This is a genomic window from Actinophytocola sp. (assembly GCF_036378875.1).
GTDB lineage: Bacteria > Actinomycetota > Actinomycetes > Mycobacteriales > Pseudonocardiaceae > Actinophytocola.
In genome coordinates this window covers 1-21,025 of record NZ_DASUVO010000155.1, presented here as the reverse complement: position 1 = coordinate 21,025, position 21,025 = coordinate 1, and the positions used below count along the sequence as shown (strand labels likewise).

At 68.8% G+C, this 21,025-nt stretch carries 17 protein-coding genes and 1 pseudogene; 6 read left to right on the top strand and 12 right to left on the bottom strand.

All coding sequences use genetic code 11. From position 1 onward, the window contains the following. Positions 1-27: 27 nt before the first annotated feature. The 5 genes from VF106_RS43685 to VF106_RS43665 all read right to left on the bottom strand — a co-directional run bounded on the left by VF106_RS43685 (position 28) and on the right by VF106_RS43665 (position 4,524). Complete coding sequence (locus VF106_RS43685) at positions 28-855, bottom strand: class I SAM-dependent methyltransferase (protein WP_330845941.1); 828 nt, start codon at positions 853-855, stop codon at positions 28-30. Between the two features lie 309 nt (positions 856-1,164). After that, entirely contained in the window at positions 1,165-1,977 is an 813-nt protein-coding gene (locus tag VF106_RS43680; protein WP_330845940.1) for a hypothetical protein, read from the bottom strand. A 700-nt stretch (positions 1,978-2,677) separates the two neighbouring features. Beyond that, on the bottom strand, positions 2,678-3,262 hold the full coding sequence (locus tag VF106_RS43675) for a DUF3558 family protein (protein WP_330845939.1): 585 nt from the start codon (positions 3,260-3,262) through the stop codon (positions 2,678-2,680). 192 nt (positions 3,263-3,454) lie between these two features. After that, complete coding sequence (locus VF106_RS43670) at positions 3,455-3,703, bottom strand: hypothetical protein (protein WP_330845938.1); 249 nt, start codon at positions 3,701-3,703, stop codon at positions 3,455-3,457. After that, positions 3,700-4,524: a class I SAM-dependent methyltransferase gene (locus VF106_RS43665; RefSeq protein WP_330845937.1), complete on the bottom strand. Its 825-nt coding sequence runs from the start codon at positions 4,522-4,524 to the stop codon at positions 3,700-3,702. The genes VF106_RS43670 and VF106_RS43665 overlap by 4 nt, the downstream gene beginning before the upstream one ends. Positions 4,525-4,894: 370 nt before the next feature. Between VF106_RS43665 and VF106_RS43660 the strand changes: the two genes are divergently transcribed. Further along, entirely contained in the window at positions 4,895-5,524 is a 630-nt protein-coding gene (locus VF106_RS43660) for an SGNH/GDSL hydrolase family protein (RefSeq protein WP_330845936.1), read from the top strand. A gap of 102 nt (positions 5,525-5,626) precedes the next feature. Here the strand turns inward: VF106_RS43660 and VF106_RS43655 are convergent, their stop codons facing one another. The 5 genes from VF106_RS43655 to VF106_RS43635 all read right to left on the bottom strand — a co-directional run bounded on the left by VF106_RS43655 (position 5,627) and on the right by VF106_RS43635 (position 10,537). Next, positions 5,627-6,121, bottom strand: coding sequence for a hypothetical protein (locus tag VF106_RS43655; protein WP_330845935.1), 495 nt, complete (start codon positions 6,119-6,121; stop codon positions 5,627-5,629). A gap of 368 nt (positions 6,122-6,489) precedes the next feature. After that, entirely contained in the window at positions 6,490-7,488 is a 999-nt protein-coding gene (locus VF106_RS43650) for a pyridoxal-phosphate dependent enzyme (RefSeq protein ID WP_330845934.1), read from the bottom strand. Beyond that, positions 7,485-8,777: an MDR family MFS transporter gene (locus tag VF106_RS43645; RefSeq protein ID WP_330845933.1), complete on the bottom strand. Its 1,293-nt coding sequence runs from the start codon at positions 8,775-8,777 to the stop codon at positions 7,485-7,487. The genes VF106_RS43650 and VF106_RS43645 overlap by 4 nt, the downstream gene beginning before the upstream one ends. After that, positions 8,774-9,907 carry a PLP-dependent cysteine synthase family protein gene (locus VF106_RS43640; protein ID WP_330845932.1) on the bottom strand — a complete coding sequence of 378 codons (1,134 nt, stop codon included), beginning with the start codon at positions 9,905-9,907 and terminating at the stop codon, positions 8,774-8,776. Before VF106_RS43640 ends, VF106_RS43645 begins: the two co-directional genes overlap by 4 nt. 162 nt (positions 9,908-10,069) lie before the next feature. Beyond that, on the bottom strand, positions 10,070-10,537 hold the full coding sequence (locus VF106_RS43635) for a hypothetical protein (RefSeq protein ID WP_330845931.1): 468 nt from the start codon (positions 10,535-10,537) through the stop codon (positions 10,070-10,072). Positions 10,538-10,841: 304 nt separating this feature from the next. Here VF106_RS43635 and VF106_RS43630 point away from each other — a divergent pair, with 304 nt between their 5' ends. After that, positions 10,842-11,888, top strand: a complete 1,047-nt coding sequence (locus tag VF106_RS43630) for a C40 family peptidase (RefSeq protein WP_330845930.1) — start codon at positions 10,842-10,844, stop codon at positions 11,886-11,888. A gap of 152 nt (positions 11,889-12,040) precedes the next feature. Here VF106_RS43630 and VF106_RS43625 read toward each other — a convergent pair whose 3' ends face one another. Further along, positions 12,041-12,619: a class I SAM-dependent methyltransferase gene (locus tag VF106_RS43625; protein ID WP_330845957.1), complete on the bottom strand. Its 579-nt coding sequence runs from the start codon at positions 12,617-12,619 to the stop codon at positions 12,041-12,043. 197 nt (positions 12,620-12,816) lie between these two features. Here VF106_RS43625 and VF106_RS43620 point away from each other — a divergent pair, with 197 nt between their 5' ends. From VF106_RS43620 to VF106_RS43605, 4 genes and pseudogenes are all read left to right on the top strand, one after another. After that, complete coding sequence (locus tag VF106_RS43620; protein ID WP_330845956.1) at positions 12,817-13,182, top strand: BlaI/MecI/CopY family transcriptional regulator; 366 nt, start codon at positions 12,817-12,819, stop codon at positions 13,180-13,182. Beyond that, entirely contained in the window at positions 13,179-14,132 is a 954-nt protein-coding gene (locus VF106_RS43615) for a M56 family metallopeptidase (RefSeq protein ID WP_330845929.1), read from the top strand. The genes VF106_RS43620 and VF106_RS43615 overlap by 4 nt, the downstream gene beginning before the upstream one ends. A 221-nt stretch (positions 14,133-14,353) precedes the next feature. Beyond that, positions 14,354-15,661 (top strand): multicopper oxidase family protein, encoded by a 1,308-nt coding sequence (locus VF106_RS43610; protein WP_330845928.1) that lies wholly within the window; start codon positions 14,354-14,356, stop codon positions 15,659-15,661. 179 nt (positions 15,662-15,840) lie between these two features. Then, positions 15,841-16,365: pseudogene (locus VF106_RS43605) on the top strand (CocE/NonD family hydrolase); the annotation flags it as partial. 130 nt (positions 16,366-16,495) lie between these two features. Here the strand turns inward: VF106_RS43605 and VF106_RS43600 are convergent. Then, positions 16,496-21,010, bottom strand: a complete 4,515-nt coding sequence (locus VF106_RS43600) for an SDR family NAD(P)-dependent oxidoreductase (RefSeq protein ID WP_330845927.1) — start codon at positions 21,008-21,010, stop codon at positions 16,496-16,498. Between the last annotated feature and the right edge of the window lie 15 nt (positions 21,011-21,025).

Sequence of the window (21,025 nt, the reverse complement as noted above, 5' to 3'; positions counted from 1 at the left end):
TGGCATCCGGCCGGACCGGTTCGGCGGTCAACGCGTGGCGGTCACCGAGTAGACCGGTAATGCCTCGTTGTTCGGCGTGACCGTCTCCAGCACGTCGACGTGGCTCTGGATGAGGTCGCGCATCGGGGCCGGAACGGTGTGCAGGCGTTCTTTCACCACCTGGTGGCAGGCGGTGATCTCCCATGCCACGTCGTGCATGCCCGTGGTGTCGATGGTGCGCGGGCCGGACGCCTGCCACCCGGTCTCTTCGAGGACAGCGAGCAGGCGCTGGCAGGAAAAGGGGGTGCGGACGTTGCCCTCGCCGCGTTCACCGGCCGCCTCGACCATGCCCTGGATCTGGACCGCGAGAAGGTGCGCGAGCTGGCCGTGAGACGTGGGACGCAGGTCCCACTCGGCGAAGCCCAGCCGCCGCGCCCAGGGGCGGACCCGGGCGAGCGTGGCGCGCAGTTGGTCGAGCGAGGCGAAGTACCAGGAACACTGCGAGAGCACGACGTGGTCGAACGTGTCGTCCGGGAAGGTCTCGGTGAGCACGTCGAAGCCGAAGCGCATGTCGATACGGTCGCCGAACGGGGTGGCGCGCAGAAACTCGGCGGACTCGGCGAGCGTGACCGGGGCGCCGTAAGCCGGATCGGCGATGTCGACACCGATGACATGGCCGTGCTCGCCGACGGCGGCTGCGAGCACGGCGGTCATGTCGCCCTGCCCGCAGCCGATCTCCAGCACGCGGTCACCCGGCTGGATGTCCCAGCCCTCGACGAGCCCGGCGCGGAAGCGGGTCTGTACGAGCTGCATGTCGGGGTGGGCGACGCCGGTGGCCATGGCGCGCGCGACCGCCGCCACGTCGATCATGTTCATGGTCCTCACAATAGTGAGCCTGACCAGCGATTTCAGGTTTACATCGCGAATCAGCTGTCACCAAGCCGACCCGCGACGAGGACGAACAGGCCCGTGGCCAAGGCATACCAATGAAACACCGCAGAGCTACCCGATGAACACACCACATAATCCCGCCATCCAACATCTGCCGACGATATGACGCACCTTGCGACGGGTGGTCTGTCGACTGTTTCGAGGCAATGTGGCTGACTGTCTGAGGCCTTGAACCGATGCACGCTCATGCTCCTGAGTAGAAGATCCACGGCGTTTGGTTACATGAGCCAGCCGTCACTTCTGGTTCAGATCCGGCAAATAGTAGGCCAGTACGGCGGTCGCGAAGGGTGCGAGGATGCTCAAGGCCGTGCCCACCGTTTTGGTGATCGGGTTTTCAGGGCTGATGAGCTCGGTCAGCCGCGTCCGACCATCCGTCCATTCCTCGGTGGGCTGCGCGTCCTTGGGCACCGGGTATGCGGTGTTGACCAAAGCGGTTGCTTTGTCCCGCCATGTGAGGAACGCAGGAATATAGATGAGCGCGACGATACCGCTGAGCACACCGCCGTACGCGAGGATCAATGCGACTGGGAAGAGTTCCGGCTCCAGGCCGTGTGCGATGTGTGCCTTGCGTAGCACCGCTGTATTGATCAGACCGGTGGAGGCGATGAGGCTGAGCCCGATCAGGCTACGGCTGATGTCGCAGCGGATAGTGAGGAGGTTGTTCAGTGCGCCAGGCCCGTGCAGTCGTATTTTTTGAAGCCGGGGACGTGAAAGCCACAATGTGAGCACTGCCGGAGCGGCACAGAACTCTGCCACGAGGTAGATCGGTCGCATGACCCACGGCAAAGTGCCGGCCGGGGCCCTGCCGGTCAACAGAAGGAGCACTAGGCCGGCGAAGATGACGTACGCGATTGCCGAGACCACGAATGCGGTCCGCGATGGCGCATTTATATGTACGCGAGTCCGCGCGAACACGTGCCAGTAGATAACCACACCCACCGATGCGAACACTGACCACGTGACGTACTCCGGTGAACGGGCGATGGTCGCGTGCTCCCAGTTCAACATCCACTGCACGAGAATGAGGGTGAAAGCAAGACCCGCCAAGCTGATTATGGTTCCCACTGCAGCGCTGGCCTGGCGAAATTCATCTCTCCTCATATTATTTTAGTCGTACCATGTCGCGCTCGCAATTGCCAGACCCTCGGCCCCCCAACCTGGGCGAGTGGGCGAGCATCATCCAATGTCGCTCTGGAAGAGCTCCCGTCTCGCGGTGCCGCCGGTCGGTGAGCCCGTCGGGGCGGGCGTGCAATTGCATCGCCTTATGGCCGACTCGCCGTGGTAACGGTGCGCCTACTCGATGACCTGGACCAGGCTGCCGATCAGCACGAGGCCCTCCAGGGGTGAGGAACACCGGCTCGATGCCTGGCCTGCGCTGTAATCCAGCTTGGCCGCGAGATTCGGGCATGACTGGGTCTGGCTGCCCACGGAGTTCGCCCGTGATCTGACGCACCGCCTTCGCGGTACGAAGACGGGTGAACGGACTCCGTTCGCGACTTCATCGCCCCAGGCGTGGTCGGTGGAGCGCGGCGTGTCGAAGCCTGCACCTCCGAACCCCAGCCGATCAGCGCCGCCGAGTACGACACCCCAGGGCATCCACACCACCCGCAAGTACCACACACCACGTATTGTCCCGGCGCCTGACACTTCGCGGTCAACTTCCACGCGATCGATCAGCGGCACAAGAGGACGTATGGGTCTGCTGATGATCGACGAGTCGAACTACGTCATCTGCATGCTGGACGACCTAACCGGTGATGTTTCGCACCATCCGCTCAGCCACCGCCACCGCCAGCGCACAGGCGAGGTCCTTGCCGTCACTGGCCAACACCTCGATGCCCTGACGCTCCGCGAGCCCGACGGTCACCAGGCAGGCGGGCTTGGGATCACTCCCGTTCACCACAGCGGGCTGGCCTGCGACGTCCACGAGGTACGCGTCGTCACTGCCCTGCCGCCTCTTGTCGCCGAACTGCGAGGCGAACACGTCGGAGTCGGGCCAGAGGTTGTACTCGACGTCCCGCTCCGTGCCGAAGCCGTTCCGGTTACAGGTCAGCAGGCTGCCATCGCCCGCCTGGTACGGATTTCCGGAACTTTGCAGACCGAGATCGACGGCCTGGGTGTCAGTCAGTAGGTCACACACCGCGCCCCCGGTGGCGTACCGACTCACGTCCAGCGGTCGGGCGATCGGCGGCGGCGCGGGAGGCAGTGGTGTCACCACCGGCACGGGCAGCGGCGATGTGGTCGTCGGCGGCGTGGTCGGCGCCGTGCTCTCCTCCGGTGGGGCCGGCGCGCATCCCGCCAGCACACCGGCTACGACAACGCAGATCGCCATCTTCGCAGACAAGCCGATTACCCCCGGTTCGCCAACGTTGCCAACCGACCGTACTCGACTTTTCGTCCGCCACATAGGGCAAACCGTCACACCAGTTGGACTGTCACATCTTCGGCCTCGAAGGTGGCAGCGGATGTGACATGTGGGCGGCGGGCTGGAGGGCCTTCTGGCTGAGCACGCGATCGGACTCGGTCAGCGGCACTTCCCGCGTGAGACGCCGCCCCGGACGACGTTCTCCAGCTCGACCACGATCGCGTGGAACGGGCTGTCCGGCCCTTTCGGCAACTCGGCGACCGGCGGACCGAAGCCCGGCCGGAGCATCGGCTGCATGGCCTGGTCCGTGGACGCCACGAGGACCGTCTCGGTGATCTCCCGTATCCGTTCCGCCGTGGGGTCCTGTGCCCACGTGGCGATCGGCGGATGAGTTGTCGTCGAATTCAAGCCTTGGGGGTGCGTGGCAGGTTCGCTGTGACGAGGTAGTAGTCGATCAGGCCTTCGCTGTAGGCGCGTTTGTAGTTCCGTGGCCAGGAGTCCGCGTACTGGGTGCGCGCTATCCAGCGGTCATAGCCTGGCCAGACGTGCTCGCCGATCGAGGTCGCGGAGATGTCGGAGAACCCCTTGTCGGCGAGTGTGTTCACCAGCGATGGCAGGGGATGGGCCACGTCGAGGCCCTCGGCGAAGGGGTTGAGCAGGTCCTTGATCCGGTCCTCCAGCCCGGCCCGCACGGGGAAGAACGTGGTGACCGCGAACCTGCCGCCGGGAGCGAGGACACGAGCCGACTCGGCGACGAAGTCCCGCAGTGAGGGGAAGTGTTGCGCGGCTTCGACTGAACAGAGCCGGTCGAAGCTGTTGTCCGGAAACGGCAGTGCCGAGGCGAACCCGAGCCGGAAGCGCAACTTCGCGGGATCCTCGGTGTTGGCGGCCTCGGCCCGGCGCACCTGGTCCGGGTGCGCGTCGACGCCGTCGACCGTGCGTGGCCCGAACTCGTTCAACGCCAACGCGCAGCCGAGTCCACGGCCGCAGCCGACCTCGAGCAGCCGGCTGGACCCGTCGATCTCGGCCGCGGTCAGCACGAGGCGGTACAGGGCCTTCTGGCTGAGCACGCGATCGGACTCGGTCAGCGGCGCGTCGAGGTCGATCGACTCCCAGTAGCCGAAGTTGATGAAGCCGCCGGAGAAGCAGGCGTTCTGGCTCAGATCCCCCACGCCGTACACGTTTTCCACCGCCGGCGACAGCTGTCCAGGTGACCCATGCTGTGGCATGGCTCGATAGTACGCAGCCGGCGCGGTACCTCAGGGCCGCTCGCCGTACGCGTCGATCAGTTCCCCTGCGGACCATGTTCGGGCCGGGCTCGCCGTTGACGGTGACCGACAGCTCGGAGAAGTCGTCCGGATAGCCGGTCCAGGTGATCTCGCAGATCTGGCCCGGCGTTCGCGGGACCTGCCGGTGCTGACCGTGGTGCTGTCCCGGCCCGAGGAGGAGTCCCGGGCGGCCAGCGTGCTTGTCAGAACACTGCTCGACATCGTGCGCTGGGGGGCCTGAGACCGGCTCTTTCATAAGACCAGGCCGCCAGGGCGTGTACGCCGGCGGCGAACATACGCATCCTCACTGGCTGGCCTCGGAGCAATCGGAGTGGCTGCCGCGTTGTCGCTGGTGATGAACACTCCACTCCGTTTTCGTGTGCTCGGCGACTCGCTCGCCGCCGGGGTCGGGTGCATGCGGGTCGAGCAGAGCATCGGGCACCTTCTCGCCGACACGGTGCGTGCCACCGGCCAGGCAGTGACGCTCAGCGTGCACGCCGTGCCCGGTGCCCGTTCCGCCGACCTCGCACCGCAGGTGCGCAACGCCGTGCGGGCCGGCGTCGACCTGGCCCTGATCGTCATCGGGGCGAACGACCTGACCAGGCTCACCCCACCGGCGGTCGGGGCACGACTGCTGCACGACGCGGTCGCCGAACTGACCAGGGCCGGCGCGCGAACGGTCGCGGTAACCGCCCCGGATCTCGGTGTCCTCGCCCATGTGCCGCCGGCGTTCCGCGAGGTCGTGTCCCGGGCGAGCATGCTCTACGCCCAGGCACAGGCCGACGCCGTGACAACCGCGGGCGGCACCGTCGCCCATGTCGGACCCGAGGTCGCCACCCGCTTCGCGACCGACGACCGGCTGTTCTCCGCCGACCGGTTCCACCCGTCGGCCGCCGGCTACGCAGTCATCGCCGAGTCGTTGACCCCCTACGTGCTCGCCGCTGCCAAGCGCACCGCCTGAGGATGCGGCCACTGTGAATGCTCAGCCAGGCCATGTCCAACAGTGGCCTACCGGACCTCGGGCGCCGGGGGCAGAGCCGGACCGGGGCGAAGGCCCTGGGCATCACTCCGGACGAGGCGCTGGAGACGGTCCGAGCGGCGCTTGGGTGGCGTACCGCAACCGCCGGATCTCCCGCACATAGGCGTTGGACGACGGCAGAAAGAGCAGCACCACCGCCACGTAGAGCAGCGGCATGGCGACCAGGCCGACAAAGACAGCCACCAACCCCACCCCGCCCCCGAAGCCGCCGAACACGAAGTCCTCGGCCGCGATCAACACCGACCCCGACACCAGGAACACGACGACGAGGGCGAGGAGCACGCGGACGACGTTGCCGCCGCCCCGGATCCACAGGCCGAGCACCAGCATTGCGATCGGCGCGACCCAGACCAGCGGACCGGCGACACCGCTCCCGCTCTCGCCGGACGCGCCAACCTCCGAGCCGGGCGTCATGAACCCGACGACGAGCGCCAACAACAGCAACAACCCCATGGACACGAACACCAGCCGCGCGAACCACAGCCCGCCCGGCAACGACGGAGCCTCCCCAGTACTCACAACCCCGAGCTTACTTCGCAAACGGCTGGCGGGGGGTCTTTCGCGTTACCGACGTCAGTCCTCGGTGGTCTGCTGACTGAGCGGGCCGCCGAGGCGCAGCCCGCCGCCGCATCGGCCGGGTTCGCGTCGGACGCTATGGGCATGCCCGCGTTCATCCCGGTGGCCATGCCGTCGGTGCGCTGCAGGCCCACCGCGAGCCCCAGACCGCCGAGCACGGCCAGCACGGCGACAAGCCGTGCGAGGTGCCCTCGCACGGCTTGCACTCGGCGGACCGTGCCCGTCATGGCGCAGATAGTGCGGGCGGGTGGCGTCAAAACAGCTGCTGCTGACTGACAGAACTTCGAACGGCTCCCGCGGAGTTGGGACGGTCATGTTTGGCGCAGCAGGGTTTCCAGCCTGGGTAGGTCGATGTTCCCACCGGAGATGACGGCCGCGGTGCGCTGTGCCGGTGCATTGACGTGTCCGGCCTGGATCGCCGCGACGGCGAGGGCGCCGCTGGGCTCGACGACGAGTTTGCATTCGTCGAACAGGGTCGCCATGGCGACGGTGATGTCGCTGTCGTCGACTACCACGATGTCGTCGACATGCCGTTGGATGAGGGGGAAGGTCAGTTCGCCGGGGATTTCGCCGGTGACGCCGTCGGCGATGGTGCGTGGCACGGGGATGCGTACCCGGTGGCCCGCTTGCAGGGAGCGGCGGTTCTTGTCGCCGGCGGCGGTTTCGACGCCGATGAGCCGGAGCTCCGGGTGGAGCGCGGCGCGGACGACGGCGGCGCCGGCGAGTTGGCCGCCTGCTCCCAGCGGAACCACCAGCACGTCGGGTGGATCGCTCTGGTCGGTCAGTTCCAGCGTGGTGGTGGCGGCGCCGGCGATGACGTCCGGGTGGTCGTACGGCGGGATCAGGGTCAGCCCGTGCTCGGTGGCGAGGCGCTCGGTGAGGGCGAACCGGTCCTCGCGGTAGCGGTCGAAGGTGACCACACGGGCACCGAGCCCAGTGACCGCGGCGTGTTTGGCCCCCGGCGCGTCGGCGGGCATCACGACCAGCGCGGTTGTGCCTGTCAAACCAGCGGCTGTGGCCACGGCCAGGGCATGGTTGCCCGAGGAGAACGCGATCACCCCGGCGGCTCGCTGGTCAGCAGTCAGACACGCGAGCGCGTTGTAGGCGCCGCGGAACTTGAACGACCCGGTGCGTTGCAGGTTCTCGCACTTCAGCATCACCTGGCCACCGGTTCGTGCGGCCAGTGAGGGTGCCGGCAGCACCGGCGTGCGTACCGCGACCGAGGCCAGGCGTGCGGCGGCGGCGCGTACGTGGTCGATGGTCACGTCGGTGGCCACCGCAGTCGTGTCGGTCTGAAGTGGACTGTTCATCGAACGGAGACCTTTCGCTGTGAGTCCGGTTCGGTGGCGGGATCGCTGGGCAGGTGGCCGGCCCGGAGCAGCAACGCGAGAGCCGCGGTGCCAACGGCTCCCGTGGCGGCGAGGGCCGCCCAGACCAGCCAGGGCCACCCGTGTGCCTGGCCGGCGTCCCAGACCAGGCCGGTGGCCAGGTTGCCGACCGTGATGCCGATACCGGAAAGGGTGTTGTAGAAGCCGTAGTGAGTGGCCACCAGGCGTCCGCCGGAGAGGGTGACGATCGTGTCCATCTCGAAGGGGTAGGCCAGCACCGTGCCCAGAGTCAGCACGACCGTGGCCGCGGCCGCTGGCGCCAGCGCCGCCGCACCCGGCGGGGTGGGCAGCAGCAGGAGCAGGAACGCGGCACTCATCAACGCCACCCCGGCGGTCACCGAGCGGCCGGGGCTGAACCGGGCCTTGGCCCATGCGGTGATACGCATCTGCCCGGCGATGGCGACCACTGCGGACACGGCGAACAGCACGCTGGAACCGGTGTCGCCCATCCCGCCGAACACGCGGCTGGCCTCCAGCGGCAGCGCCAGGTAGATCTGTGAGGACAGCACGTAGGAGGTGATCATCGCGAGGGAGAACAGCAGGAAGGCACGATTGGCCAGCACCGTCCGCCAGTCGCCCAGCACCCCGGCCACTCCCCCGGCACGTTCCGGGTCGGCCGGAGCGATGCGCGACGGCAGGGCCAGCCACTGCAGCACCATCAGCCCGGCGAAGATCGCCGCCGCGGTCAGGCACACCACCCGGAAGTCCAGCGCGATCAGCGCCAAACCCACGAGTGGACCGACCAGGATACCGGCCTGGTAGAAGACGTTGAACACGGCGAACGCCTCGACCCGACGCTCCCCCGCATCCGCGGCGACGTACGCGCGCACCGCCGGGTTGAACAGCGCGCCGGCCAACCCGGTGGCCACCGAGGCGACCAGCAGCGCCGGCAGCGAGGCGACCAGACCGAGCAGGGCGAACCCGATGGTGCGCAACGCGCACCCGGCGATGATCATCGGCCGGTAGCCGAGCCGGTCGGCCAGCGTGCCACCCAGCAGGAACAGGCCCTGCTGGGACAGCGTGCGCACGCCCATCACCAGACCGACCGTCCAGGCGGCCATGCCCAGCCCGCTCGACAGGTGGTTGGCCAAATAGGGCATGAGCATGTAGAAGCCGAGGTTGATGCCGAACTGGTTGATCACGAGCAGCCGCACGCTGCCCGGCAGCGACCGGAACGACGTCCAGGTTCCCCTCGTCGCGGTGTCGCTCATCGCCGTGCCCCCAGGTGCGCCAGGAGCGGGTCGGTCACCGGATCGACCACTGTGGTGCAACGGGTCCAGCGGTCCACCACCCGCTCTCCCGGATGGGAGATGTGTTCGGGCTCGGCGGCGGCTGGCCGGTCCAGCAGGTCGTGAGCGTGGCAGTAGTTGTCGTTGTAGACGGTGTCGAAGTACCGCTGCGGCCCGTCGGGGAACACTGCCGCGATCTTGGTCTCCGCCGGCAGGGTTCTCGCCAGCCAGCCGGCGACGAGCCCGACCGCGCCCACGCTCCACCCGCCACTGGCGTAGTGGTAGGTGGCCAGCTCGCGGCACGCCCACACCGCCTCGGCGGCGGTGACCCAATGGACCTCGTCGAACGCCCTGTAGTCGACGTTGCTGGGGTAGATGCTGCTGCCCAACCCCCGCATCAACCGCGTGCCGGCGGGCTGACCGAAGATCGTCGACCCGACGGTGTCCACCCCGACGAGGCGCAAGTCCGGGCAGTAGCGGCGGAGCACACGGCTGACGCCGGCCGAATGCCCGCCGGTGCCCACGCTGGTCACCAGCACGTCCACGCGTCCCAGCTGCGCCACCAGTTCCAGCGCAAGCGGCTCGTAGGCGGCGACGTTGTCGGGGTTGTGGTACTGGTCCGGGCACCACGCGCCGGGGTACGCAGCCAGCAGCTCGGCTACGCGGTCGCGGCGTGCCTGTTGCCATCCACCGTCCGGATGCGGCTCGGTCACGATGTCGACCCGGGCGCCGTAGGCGTGCAGCAGGTGCACCATCATCGGCTCCATCCCCGGGTCGGTGACCAGGATGACCGGGTGCCCGTGGACGATGCCGGCCAGCGCCAGGCCCAACCCCAACGTGCCGCTGGTGGACTCGACGATCGGCGCCTTCGGCGCCAGGTGGCCGCGAGAGCGGGCGCACTCGACCATGTGCAGGGCCGGCCGATCCTTGATGCCACCAGGGTTGTGCCCCTCCAACTTGGCCCAGAACCCTCTACCGTCCACAGTGAACGGCTCATCGATCCACAACACCGGCGTGTTGCCGACCGCCCCCGCCGGCGTGTGGCACGGCGTCCCCGCCGAGGACAACACGAGCCGCGCTGGATTGGCAGTTGCCTGTGCAGAAACACTCATCAGTGACGTTTCCCCTTGAGATGGTGTGAGCAGAACGACTACACGCGATCGGCACCCGCACCTACCCACGCCAGGAACCCGTTTCGGGCACGACCGTGGACAGCACCGTTCGAAACGAGCGGTGACCGGCAGGGCGGAGAGTTCAGGTGCCGACGGGCCCAGTCACTGCCGCCACACGCACACCATGACCACGAGCGTCTGACCCGGCGGCGCACCCCACACATCCAGGTCGGCGACTACCGGGCGAGGTTCCGCGTCACCGCGTGACGTCACGGGCTGCCCGCTCACCACATCTGGCTGGGGCAGGCGCACTGCTGTGGCCTGCGTCGCATCACGCTCGGTGTCACGGTGGCCGCACCGTTGGTCGTCACGTCCACCCGGTCCCCGGTCGCGGACCCCGCCGAGGCTTTCCAGCCCGTCCGGCACAGTGGCCGCGGAATCATGAGGGTGAACCGCGTGAGAACCAGCCGTAGAAGTTTGGGCCACGCGCTCGACGGTTTGATCGACGTTGTGATCGACCGCCGCGATCTCCGCCGAGTGCGCGGGCGCCCACGCCGCGACGAGCACGCTGAGGGCCAGCAGCAACCGCTGCCAGTGCGCCAGCGAACAATCAACGGCGACCTTGCGCATGCACCCACCGATTCTGTGCGGTCACGGAGTGTCTCGTACCCGACCTACTATAGAGACTAGGAGTCACTGATCGCCCACTGGACGTCACTATCCGGGGCGAACAGTCGGCAATCAGCAAGTCACGGCCACATTGCAGCCAGATTTCCGCTCGGTGTCGCATCGGACTAACAGGTGGGCGCATTGATCGCGGTGACCGCGATCTCTTATCGCGCCTAGTACTAGATCACCTAGTAGACAATCGCCCGCCGTTACCCTACTGTGACCGCGGTCCGAGTCCCCTACGCTACGAGGAGATCCCGCCGTCGTGAGACCGCGCCGACGCCGATTCGTCACCCAGGTAACCATCGCCTCAGCGGCACTGATCGTCGCGATGCCCCACGCGAGCGCCGGCGCGCAACCGGACGACTCCTCGGACGCCATGGAGCGCTACCAGCAACTCGGCGCACAGGCGGCGCAGACCGAGGAAGACCTGTCCCAGGCGGAAACCGACCTCGCCGCGAAACAACAAGCACGGGACGAGGCGACCGCGGCCGTCGCCACCGCGACAGCGGCTGTCGACCAGGCACAACAGGCGGAAGGCCAGTTCCGCGGCGAGATGGACCGGATAACCGGTGACCTGTACCGCAACGGCGGGCAGGTCGTGCGGTGGTCCGCGGCGTTCACCAGCGGCTCACCCGAACAGTTCCTCGACCAGATGTCCGCCCTGGACCTCATCGCCGCCGACAACAGCGAGAAACTCGGCCAGCTCGCCGGCGTGACGACCCAGGCAGCGTCCGCCAGGGAAGCCGCCGCGCAGGCCCAGCAGAACGCAGACAAGGCCGCCACCGACGCCGAGACCGCCGTCAACACACTCAAGTCGAAGAAGGCGGACCTGGACAACCAGATCCAGCAAGTCCGCGACGCGCTGAACGACCTGAGCCCCGACGAACGCGACGAGCTCGGCACCGTGCAGGACAACGGGATCTACCTCGGCCCACCCGGGGCGGCCAACGACGCCCTGCAGGCCGCGCTGGGTAGACGCGGTTCCGAGTACGAGTGGGGCGCGACCGGACCCAACGAGTTCGACTGCTCCGGCTTGACCTCCTGGGCCTACAAACAGGCCGGCATCACCATCCCCCGCACCAGCCGCCAACAGTGGACCGTCGGCAAGCCCGTGTCCCAAGACGCCCTACAGCCAGGCGATCTGCTGTTCTACGACGACGGCACCGGCAACCCCGCCACCATCCACCACGTCGGCATGTACGTCGGCGACGGCAAGATGGTCGACGCACCCACCGAAGGACAACTCGTGGACGTCCGCTCGATGCGCAGCGACGGCCACTACATCGGCGCCCGACGCATCGTCGGCTGAGCACCATACGATCAGTTGCCACGGGATGCCGAGTTGACAACAGACCCATGGGCACGCTGCTTTCCCGGCCGTGCCGCGATGTGTCGGACGATGCGCTCGGCGTCCCCGCCGACTCGCGGATCCTCGACGAGGTCAGCGACCACCCGCCGTCGCTAGCGGGCTGCTATCGGTTTGGACATAAGAAAGTAGGCATACCGCTCGTCGAGTTCGTTCTTCGGCACCAGTTGGACTGTCTCGGGCTGGAGTCCGCATCTCGACGCGAGTTCCCAGAACGCCGCGATCGGGTAGGTCGTCATCTCGGCCAGTCCAGATCGGTACGCACGTCGCCGGGGCTTGGTCGACCACCGGCCGTCGTCGTACTTGATCTGGATGAGCGCGAGCCCGCCTGGTGCGAGCACCTCCCCCGCGATGCGGAGCAACCGCTCGCCATACTCCGGAGTGGGTATCAGTTCGAACACGTAGAAACAGACGAACAGATCACACGGAACGCCGACCTCGCCCAGCGCCCGCTCGGGGTCCGCCACGCCGACCAGCACCGGATGGAACGGGGTGTCGCAGCCCTGTTCCACCTGTCTCGCGCACTCGTGCAGGCTTTGTTCGGAGATGTCGACGCCGATGAATTCCCTGGCGCGTGGCGCGAAGTGCACGGCGTTCGCTCCACCCCCGCATCCCCATTCGATCACCCGGTTCCATTGCCGGGTGAATCCGACCGCGCGGGTGCCCTGTTCCATCATGCGCAGGTGCTGGAGACCGATCCATGACCACAGATCGGTGGGGCGAACACCGGAGCGTCCCGCCAGTGCGAGTTCGCTCGAGAGCCTCGAGTCGGTGTGCCGTACGCCGACGCTGGCGAGACGCTCCAGATGTTGGGGACACTCCCCACACGGGGTTCACCCTGCGTAACATGAAGCGCCACGAGGGAGGTGCCATGCAGGGTCTTGGTGAGCTGGAAGCCGCCGTGATGAACGTGCTCTGGGACGCGGGCGAACCGCTCAAGGTCCGCGACGTGCTGGAGCGCCTCGACACCGGCAAGCAGCTTGCCTACACCACGGTGATGACCGTGCTGGACAACCTGCACCGCAAGCAGTGGGTCGAGCGGGTGAAGCAGGGCAAGGCCTACGAGTACGAGGCGACCTTCGGCCGTGAGGAAGCCTCCGCGCGGGCGCTGCGCGACGTGCTCGACTCCTCGCAGGACCCCCACGCCGTCCTCATGCGGTTCGTCGAGACGGTCTCCGACGAGGAGACCGACCTGTTGCGTGCCGCGCTGCGCAAAAAGCGGATACCCCGCCGATGACCGCCGCCCTGGCACTGCTGGCCGGCGCGGTCATCGCGGGCTGGCTCATCCCGGGCGGGCTGCGACGGGTGGATTTGCGGCGCCGCGATCCGGGGCTGTTGATCGTGGCGTGGCTGGTGTCGTCGGCCGGCGTGCCGCTCGCTGCCGCGACCGGGGTGCTGCTGTTGCTCCTTCCCGGCCACGGCTCAGGTGCACCCCTGCTCGCCGCCGTGCACCGGTGCTGGTCGGCCATCCAGCACGGTTCGCCACCCCGCGTCGAGGAGGTCGCCGGCCTGGTCGGCGTAGGACTGCTGGCCGCGTTCGCCATCCGACTGGTGGTCGTCTCCGTGCGCGGCTTCCGGCGCCGGTCCCGCAAGCGCCGGGAAAGCCTCGGCGTGCTGCGACTGGTCGCGCGACCAGCCAAGGACCCGTCCGGCATCCTGTGGCTGGCACACGACGAGCCGCTGGCGTTCAGCATGGCCGGCCGCCCTGGCACCGTGGTGGCCACCGAAGGGCTCGCTCGTCACCTCGATCCCGGCGCGGTCGCGGCCGTGCTCGCGCACGAACGCGCGCACCTCGACGGCCGCCACCACCTGCTGGTCGCGATCGCCGACGCGGTGCGCGCCACCTTCCCATTCGTGCCGCTGTTCCGGCAGGCACCGAGGGCGATCCGGGACCTGGTGGAACTGGCCGCCGACGTCGTCGCCGTACGAAACTGCGGCCCCGCCGCCGTGCGGACGGCCCTGCTGAAGGTCACCAGGCACGGTGCGCCCAGCACGTCCCTGGCCATGGCTCAGGACGCCGTGGCACTCCGTCTGGCCCGGCTGCAGCACGACTCGCGGCCACCTGGTCGGCTGCGACGGACTGTCTCCTGGGGCCTGATGGCTGTCACGGCGGCGGTCCTGCCGTTCCTCGCCGGGACCGGTCTCCTACTCGGGATCGCCCTCATCACCTGCCCGCTGGGCAGCTGAACACAATATCTACTATTTCGTATAGTAGCTCCGTGCGCGCACATCACCACATCAGCCGACGGGGCTTTCTCATGCTGACAGCAGGAGCGGCCACCGCCGGGCTGGCCGCGTGTGGCAGCCCTCCGAGGGCACCGGTCCGGATAGGACCGAGATCGCCGCAAGTGGGCGCGGCCGAGAACCGTCGGCGCGAGGGGGGTGGCGCGACCACGGCGGTGTCGCTCGTGTCCACCGAGGGGGCAGTGGACCTCGGCGCCACCCAGGTGATCACATGGACCTACGGCGGTGAGCTGCCGGGCAAGGAGATCCGCGTCCAACGCGGCGACGTGCTCAAAGTGGACCTGTCGAACAGGTTGAAGGTGCCGACCACCATTCACTGGCACGGCATCGCGCTGCGCAACGACATGGACGGCGTGCCGAACCTCACCCAGTCCGAGATTCCGGCGGGTGGCCGGTTCACCTACGAGTTCACCGTGCCCGACGCCGGCACCTACTGGTTCCACCCGCATGTCGGCACCCAACTCGACACCGGCTTGTACGCCCCGCTCATCGTGGAGGATCCCGAGGACGGGGGCGACTACGACACCGAGCTGGTTGTGGTACTCGACGACTGGCTCGACGGACTCGGCCGCTCTCCGGCCGACGTGCTGGCCGACCTGCGTACCAACGGCATGACAATGGAACACACCGGCATGCCGGGCATGTCCATGCCGCAGTCGGACCTGCTCGGCGGCGATGTCGGTGACGTGGTCTATCCGCACATGCTCGCCAACGGCCGCACCGCGAACGCCCCGCACACGTTCGCGACGAAACCCGGCCAGCGGGTCCGGTTGCGACTGATCAACGCCGGCTCGGACACCGCGTTCCGCGTTGGTGTGCCCGACGTGCGGATGACCGTCACGCACACCGACGGCTTCCCGGTTGTCCCTGTCGAAGCCGAGACCGTACTACTGGGCATGGGCGAACGTATCGACGCGACCATCACCGTGCCGAGCAGCACCACCGCACTGCTCGCGGTCGCCGAGGGCCGCGGCGCCTACGCCCAAGTGATCATCCAGAGTGGACGACCGGTCGATCCCACGACCAGTGACGCCGCGGCGACACAGCTCACCACGCTGCCCGCCCTGACCGTCCGCGACATCGAGGCCGCGGAGTCGGTGCGGCTGCCGGACAAGGCGCCCGACATCACCCACACGCTGACGCTCGAAGGACCTGGCGACAAGTACGACTGGACGATCAACGGCAGGACCTACGACCCGAACGACGGCCTGCCGATTCAGCCCGGGCAGCGGGTGCGGTTGCGGCTGGAGAACTCCTCGGAGATGTTTCACCCGATGCACCTGCACGGCCACACCTTCCAGGTCGTCGACAAGGGCCGCCCCGGCGCCCGCAAGGACACGGTGATCGTCCTGCCCGACCAGACCCTCGAGGTCGACTTCGACGCCGACAACCCCGGCCAGTGGCTGACCCACTGCCACAACGTCTACCACGGCGAGACGGGCATGATGACCGTTATGTCCTACGAAGCATAGTAATTGCATATTGCTTGCAGTGCAGCATGGCCGTGGTCGCTCCGCAGGGTTACAACCTGGGCTCGGCGGGCACGTTCGGGTGTCGGCCTCGGGGTCACCGCCTACCTGCTCGGCGCCGACCACATGCCGCGATCGACAACACCACCCGCAAACTGGTCAACGACAACAAAGCTGAGGACAAGCGGTACCGCTACGACCCGGCCGACCCCACCCCGGCCGTGGGTGGCGTCCGCATGGTCCGCGGCAGCGGCCGCGTCGACAACACCAAACTCGAAGCCCGCCCGGACGTCCTCACCTACACCACACCGCCACTGGACACCGACGCCGAGGTCATCGGCGAGATCACCGCCCAGATCTGGTTCCGCTCCAGCCTTCCGCATGCCGACGTGTTCGTCCGACTGTGCGACGTCGACCCGAAAGGCCGCTCCCACAACGTGTGCGACGGCCTGGTCAGCCTCACCGGAGCCGACGAACAGACCCGCACCGACGTCACGCTGTGGCCCACCGCGTACCGCTTCAAGCGCGGCCACCGCATCCGCGTCCAGGTCTCCAGCGGCGCCTTCCCCCGCTACGCCCGCAACCCCGGCACCGGCGAACCCCCCACCACAGCCACCACCCTCCGCCCCGCCGACCAGGAAATCCACCACACCCCGACCCACCCCTCGGCGATCATCCTGCCCGTCCGGACCCACTACCTCCCCTGACCCGCCGCAACCCGGAGGAGCCTCTCATGTCGAGTGCCGCCATACCCCCTGCCAGCGCGGGCCGAATCCCGGGCTCGGCGGCTCGAACACTCATCGGACACCGCCAACCCTGGAACCGCACGCGAACGGTTTACGATGCCGGGCGCTCAGCGAGCGTGTTAGCCGACAGCCACATGTGTACCGCCTGGGCTACGGTCCTTGCGTTGTCATCCTCCATGATGGACATGTGGTTGCCGGGGACCTCGACCACGGCGTCGGCGAACTCGATGGTGTGGCGCCAGATTCTGTGGTCGGGGCCGACGCCGTCGGTGGGGAGTGGGTCCCTCGCACGGACGAACAGCGTCGGGGCCCTGGTGGCTCTCGGGGTGAAGTCCGCCAGCACCCTCAGGTGGCCGCCCATCGCGGTCAGGCGTTCGTGGCCTATCTTGCCGTAGAAGGGTTCCCTGGCGAACATCTCCTCGGCCAGTTTCGGTTCGATCAGGGGGAGGTCGGCGTCGAAGACGTACGTGTCCAGCAGGATCACGCCCGCTGAGGTCACGCCGCGTTCCTCCAGGCGGTGCGCGGCGGCTGCCGCCAGCCAGCCACCAGCGGAGTATCCGACCAGCGCGAACGGATCGCCTGCCGCGCACCGCAGCACCGACGTGGCCAGCAGGTCGGCCATCGCGTCGAAAGTCGCCGGGACTCGCTCGCCGTTCCGGTAGCCGGGTAGGTGAATCACCGACACGTCGCGGGTGCCCTGCAGCTCGGTGGCGAAGCGGGCGTAGTGCAGTGGACTGGACATCGCGGCCAGGGTCGGCACGCAGATCAGCTTTGGCCGGGCTGGGCCGTGGGCCAGGTGTAGCGGTGGCGGCAGCTCGTTCACGTACGAGTCGTCGGTGTACTTGTCGCGGAGGGTGGCCGCCGCGCTCAGGAACGCGTTGGCTTCGGACACCTTGCCTTGGGCGCAGGCCTGGCGGAACAGGGTGTTGATCGTGTCGTCATCGACGGGCGCCGGTGCCGCCGCGGCCGCGGTGAGGTGGTCGGCCAGTGCGGTCGGAGTCGCCAGGTCGAAGACGACCGACGCCGCCAGCGACACGCCCGTCGCGGTGCTCAGCCGGTTGCGTAGCTCCACCGCGGTCAGCGAGTCGAACCCGACCTCCAGGAACGGACGCGTGTCCTCGATGGCCGCCGCGGTGGCATGGCCGAGCACTGCCGCTGCGTGCTCACGCACCAGGTCCAGCATCCGCGTGGGGCGGCTCACCGACACCCGACGAGCCGGAACCAGACCAGGCCGCGCCGGCGACACGTTCGTCAACGCGCGATCCAGGCCCATCGGGACCAGCACGGCATCCTCGGCCGCGCAACCCGCGTCGAACAACGACAGTCCGTCCGATGTGGACAGTGCGGTGACGCCCGCGCGGGACAGCCGGTCGCGCGAGGCGTCGTCGAGGGCGCCCGCCATGCCGTCCTCCCGCTCCCACAGGCCCCACGCGAGCGACGTCGCCGGCAGGCCGGCGGAACGGCGGCGGGTGGCGAGCGCGTCGAGGTACGCGTTCGCCGCCGCGTAGTTGGCCTGGCCCGCCGCGCCGAGCACCCCGGCCGCCGAGGAGAACAGGACGAACGCCGACAGGTCCGCGGTCAGCTCGTGCAGGTTGGTCGCGGCGTCGACCTTCGGACGTAGCACCGAGGACAGCCGGTGCTCGTCCAGTGTGGTCAGCACGGCGTCGTCGACGACGCCCGCGGCGTGCACCACCGCCGTGAGTGGATGTGCCGGTGGGATCGTGGCCAGCAGCCGCGCCAAGGCGTCGCGGTCGGCCACGTCGCAGGCGGCCACCGTGACCCGGGCGTCGAGATCGGGTGCCTCGGTCGGGTTCCTGCTGACCAGCAGGAGGTGCCGCACCCCGTGCGCGTGCACGAGGTGGCTGGCGACGACGCGGCCCAGCGAACCGGTGCCGCCGGTGATGAGCACCGTGCCGTCCGGGTCGAGGTCGAGCCGGGCCGGCGAGGCCTCGACCCGGACGAGCCGGGGCACGCGCACCACGCCCGCGCGGACGGCCACCTGGGGTTCGCCGGTCGCGAGGGCCGTGGGGAGCGCCGCGCTGTCGTCCACATCGACCAGCACGAACCGGTCCGGGTGCTCGGTCTGGGCGGACCGCAGCAGGCCCCACAGCGCCGCCTGCACGAGGTCGGGCGTCTCGGTCGCCACCGCGCCGGCGGTCACCAGCACCAGGCGAGTGGCGGCGAGCCGCTCGTCGCCGAGCCACTTCTGTGTGATGGCCAGCAACCGGCGCGTCGCGCCGTGCACGTCCCCGGTGACGCCGACCAGGACCACCGACGGCACGACGATACCGGCGTCGACCGTCCGGACCAGCTCCGCGAGGTCGCGGTACCTGGCCACCGGGAGGTCCACGTCCAGGTCGCCGAGGAGGGCCCACTCCCCCGGCCGCACGGGTGCGGGCGCGGGCGACGGGACTTCGGGCCAGTCCAGCCGGTACAGCGCGCCGGACCGGCGTGGTGCGGCCGGGCGCAGCAGCAGCGAGTCGACGGTCAGCACCGGCTGCCCGGACCGGTCGGCCGCGACCAGCGACACCGTGTCGGCGCCCGGACCCGCGGTCAGCGTGACGCGCAGGGCGTCCGCACCCACGGCGTGCAGGCGCACCCCGCTCCACACGAACGGCATCCGCGTCTCACCCGTGAACGCCCCGGTCAACGCCGAGGGGTGCAGCGCGGCGTCGAGGAGCGCCGGGTGCAGGGCGAACCGGTCGGCCGCGCCCGGCAACCCGACCTCGGCGTAGATCCGGTCGTCCAGACGCCAGGCCGCGCGGAGCCCCTGGAACGCGGGTCCGTAACCGGTGAGCTCCTCGTACACCCTGTCAACGGACAGCTCGGTCGCGCCCGGCGGTGGCCACTCGGCGAGTACGTCGACGTCCTCGGCCCCTGGCGCGAGGAACCCGCTCGCGTGCCGGGTCCACTCGTCCGAGCCGGACTCGGGTCGCGCATGCACACTCACGGTGCGGCGGTGGGAACCGTCCGGGGCTCCGACAGCGACCTGCACCCGCACAGCGCCACGCCCAGGCAGTGCCAGCGGTGTCTCGATGGTCAGTTCCTCGATGGTCGCGCACCCGACCTCGTCACCGGCCCGCAGCACCAGCTCGACCACCGCGGCGCCGGGTAACAACACGGTGCCGAGCACCTGGTGGTCGGCGAGCCACGGATGGGTGGCCAGCGAGACACGGCCGGCGAACAGCAGCCCGCCGGTGTCGGGCACCGGCAGGTAACCGGTCAGGATCGGGTGCTCGAGCGGGATCAGGCCAGGGTCGCCGGTGCGACTCTCGCGCAGCCAGAAGTGCGCGCGCTGGAAGGGATAGGTGGGCAGGTCGACCGGCCGCCCGCCGGGCAGGGCCGCACGCCAGTCGACGTCGAGTCCGGCGAGGGAACCCAGCAGCGTGTGCGGTTCTGGCCGCCCGGCGCGGAGTGCGGGGACGAACCGGATGCCGTCGGCACAGTGCGGCCCCATCGCGCTGAGCACGCCGTCCGGCCCGAGCTCCAGACAGGTCGTGACACCGGCCGACGCGAGAGTGGTGATCGCGTCCGCGAACCGCACCGGCCGACGAACGTGGTCCACCCAGTAGTCCGGAGTGGACAGCTCACCAACCGAGGTCGCCACCACCGGGATCTTCGGCGACGCGAACGAAAGACCCGCCACAACCGCACGGAACTCGTCCAACATCGGCGCCATCAACGGCGAATGAAAAGCATGCGACACCGCGAGCCGCTTCGACCGCTCGAACCGCGCGGAAACCGCCAGCACAGCATCCTCGGCACCGGACAGCACCACCGACGAGGGACCGTTCACCGCCGCGAGACCCACCTCATCGGACAGGAACGGAACAACCTCCGCCTCACTCGCCCGAACAGCGACCATCGCCCCACCCGGCAACGCCCGCATCAACCGGCTCCGCGCGGACACCAACACCGCCGCGTCAGACAACGACAACACCCCAGCCACATGCGCGGCAGCGACCTCCCCCACCGAGTGCCCAACCAGAAAGTCAGGCCGCACACCCCACGACTCCAGCAGCCGGAACAGCGCCACCTCCAACGCGAAGACCGCCTCCTGCGCATGCTCGACGCCACCCAACTCAGCAGCCACCGCGTCAAAAGCCCCGGCATAAACCGGAAAACGCTCGTACAGCCCCGCACCCATGCCCGCCCGCTCCGCACCCTGACCGGTGAACAGGAACGCGAGCCTCCCCTCGGCCACCCGCACAGGCTGGACGTCATCGCCGACGACCACCGCCTCGTAGGCCATCCGGGACCGCGTGGTCACCAGCGAGTACCCGATGTCCAGCCGCGACTCGTCCACCGACGCCAGCCGGGACGCCTGGTCCAGGACGGCCTGCGGCGTCCGCCCGGACACGACCCACGGCACCACACCGTCCTCCACGGCACCGGTGGCCGACGGAGCCGGGGCAGCCTGTTCGATGATCACGTGCGCGTTCGTGCCCGAGAGCCCGAACGACGACACCCCGGCCCGCCGGGGTCCGTCCGACGACCACGGTCGCGGCGACGTGAGCAACGACACCGCACCCTCGGTCCAGTCCACCTTCGGCGTTGGCTCGTCCACGTGCAGCGTCGCGGGCAGCACCCCGTGCCGCATCGCCATGACCATCTTGATCAC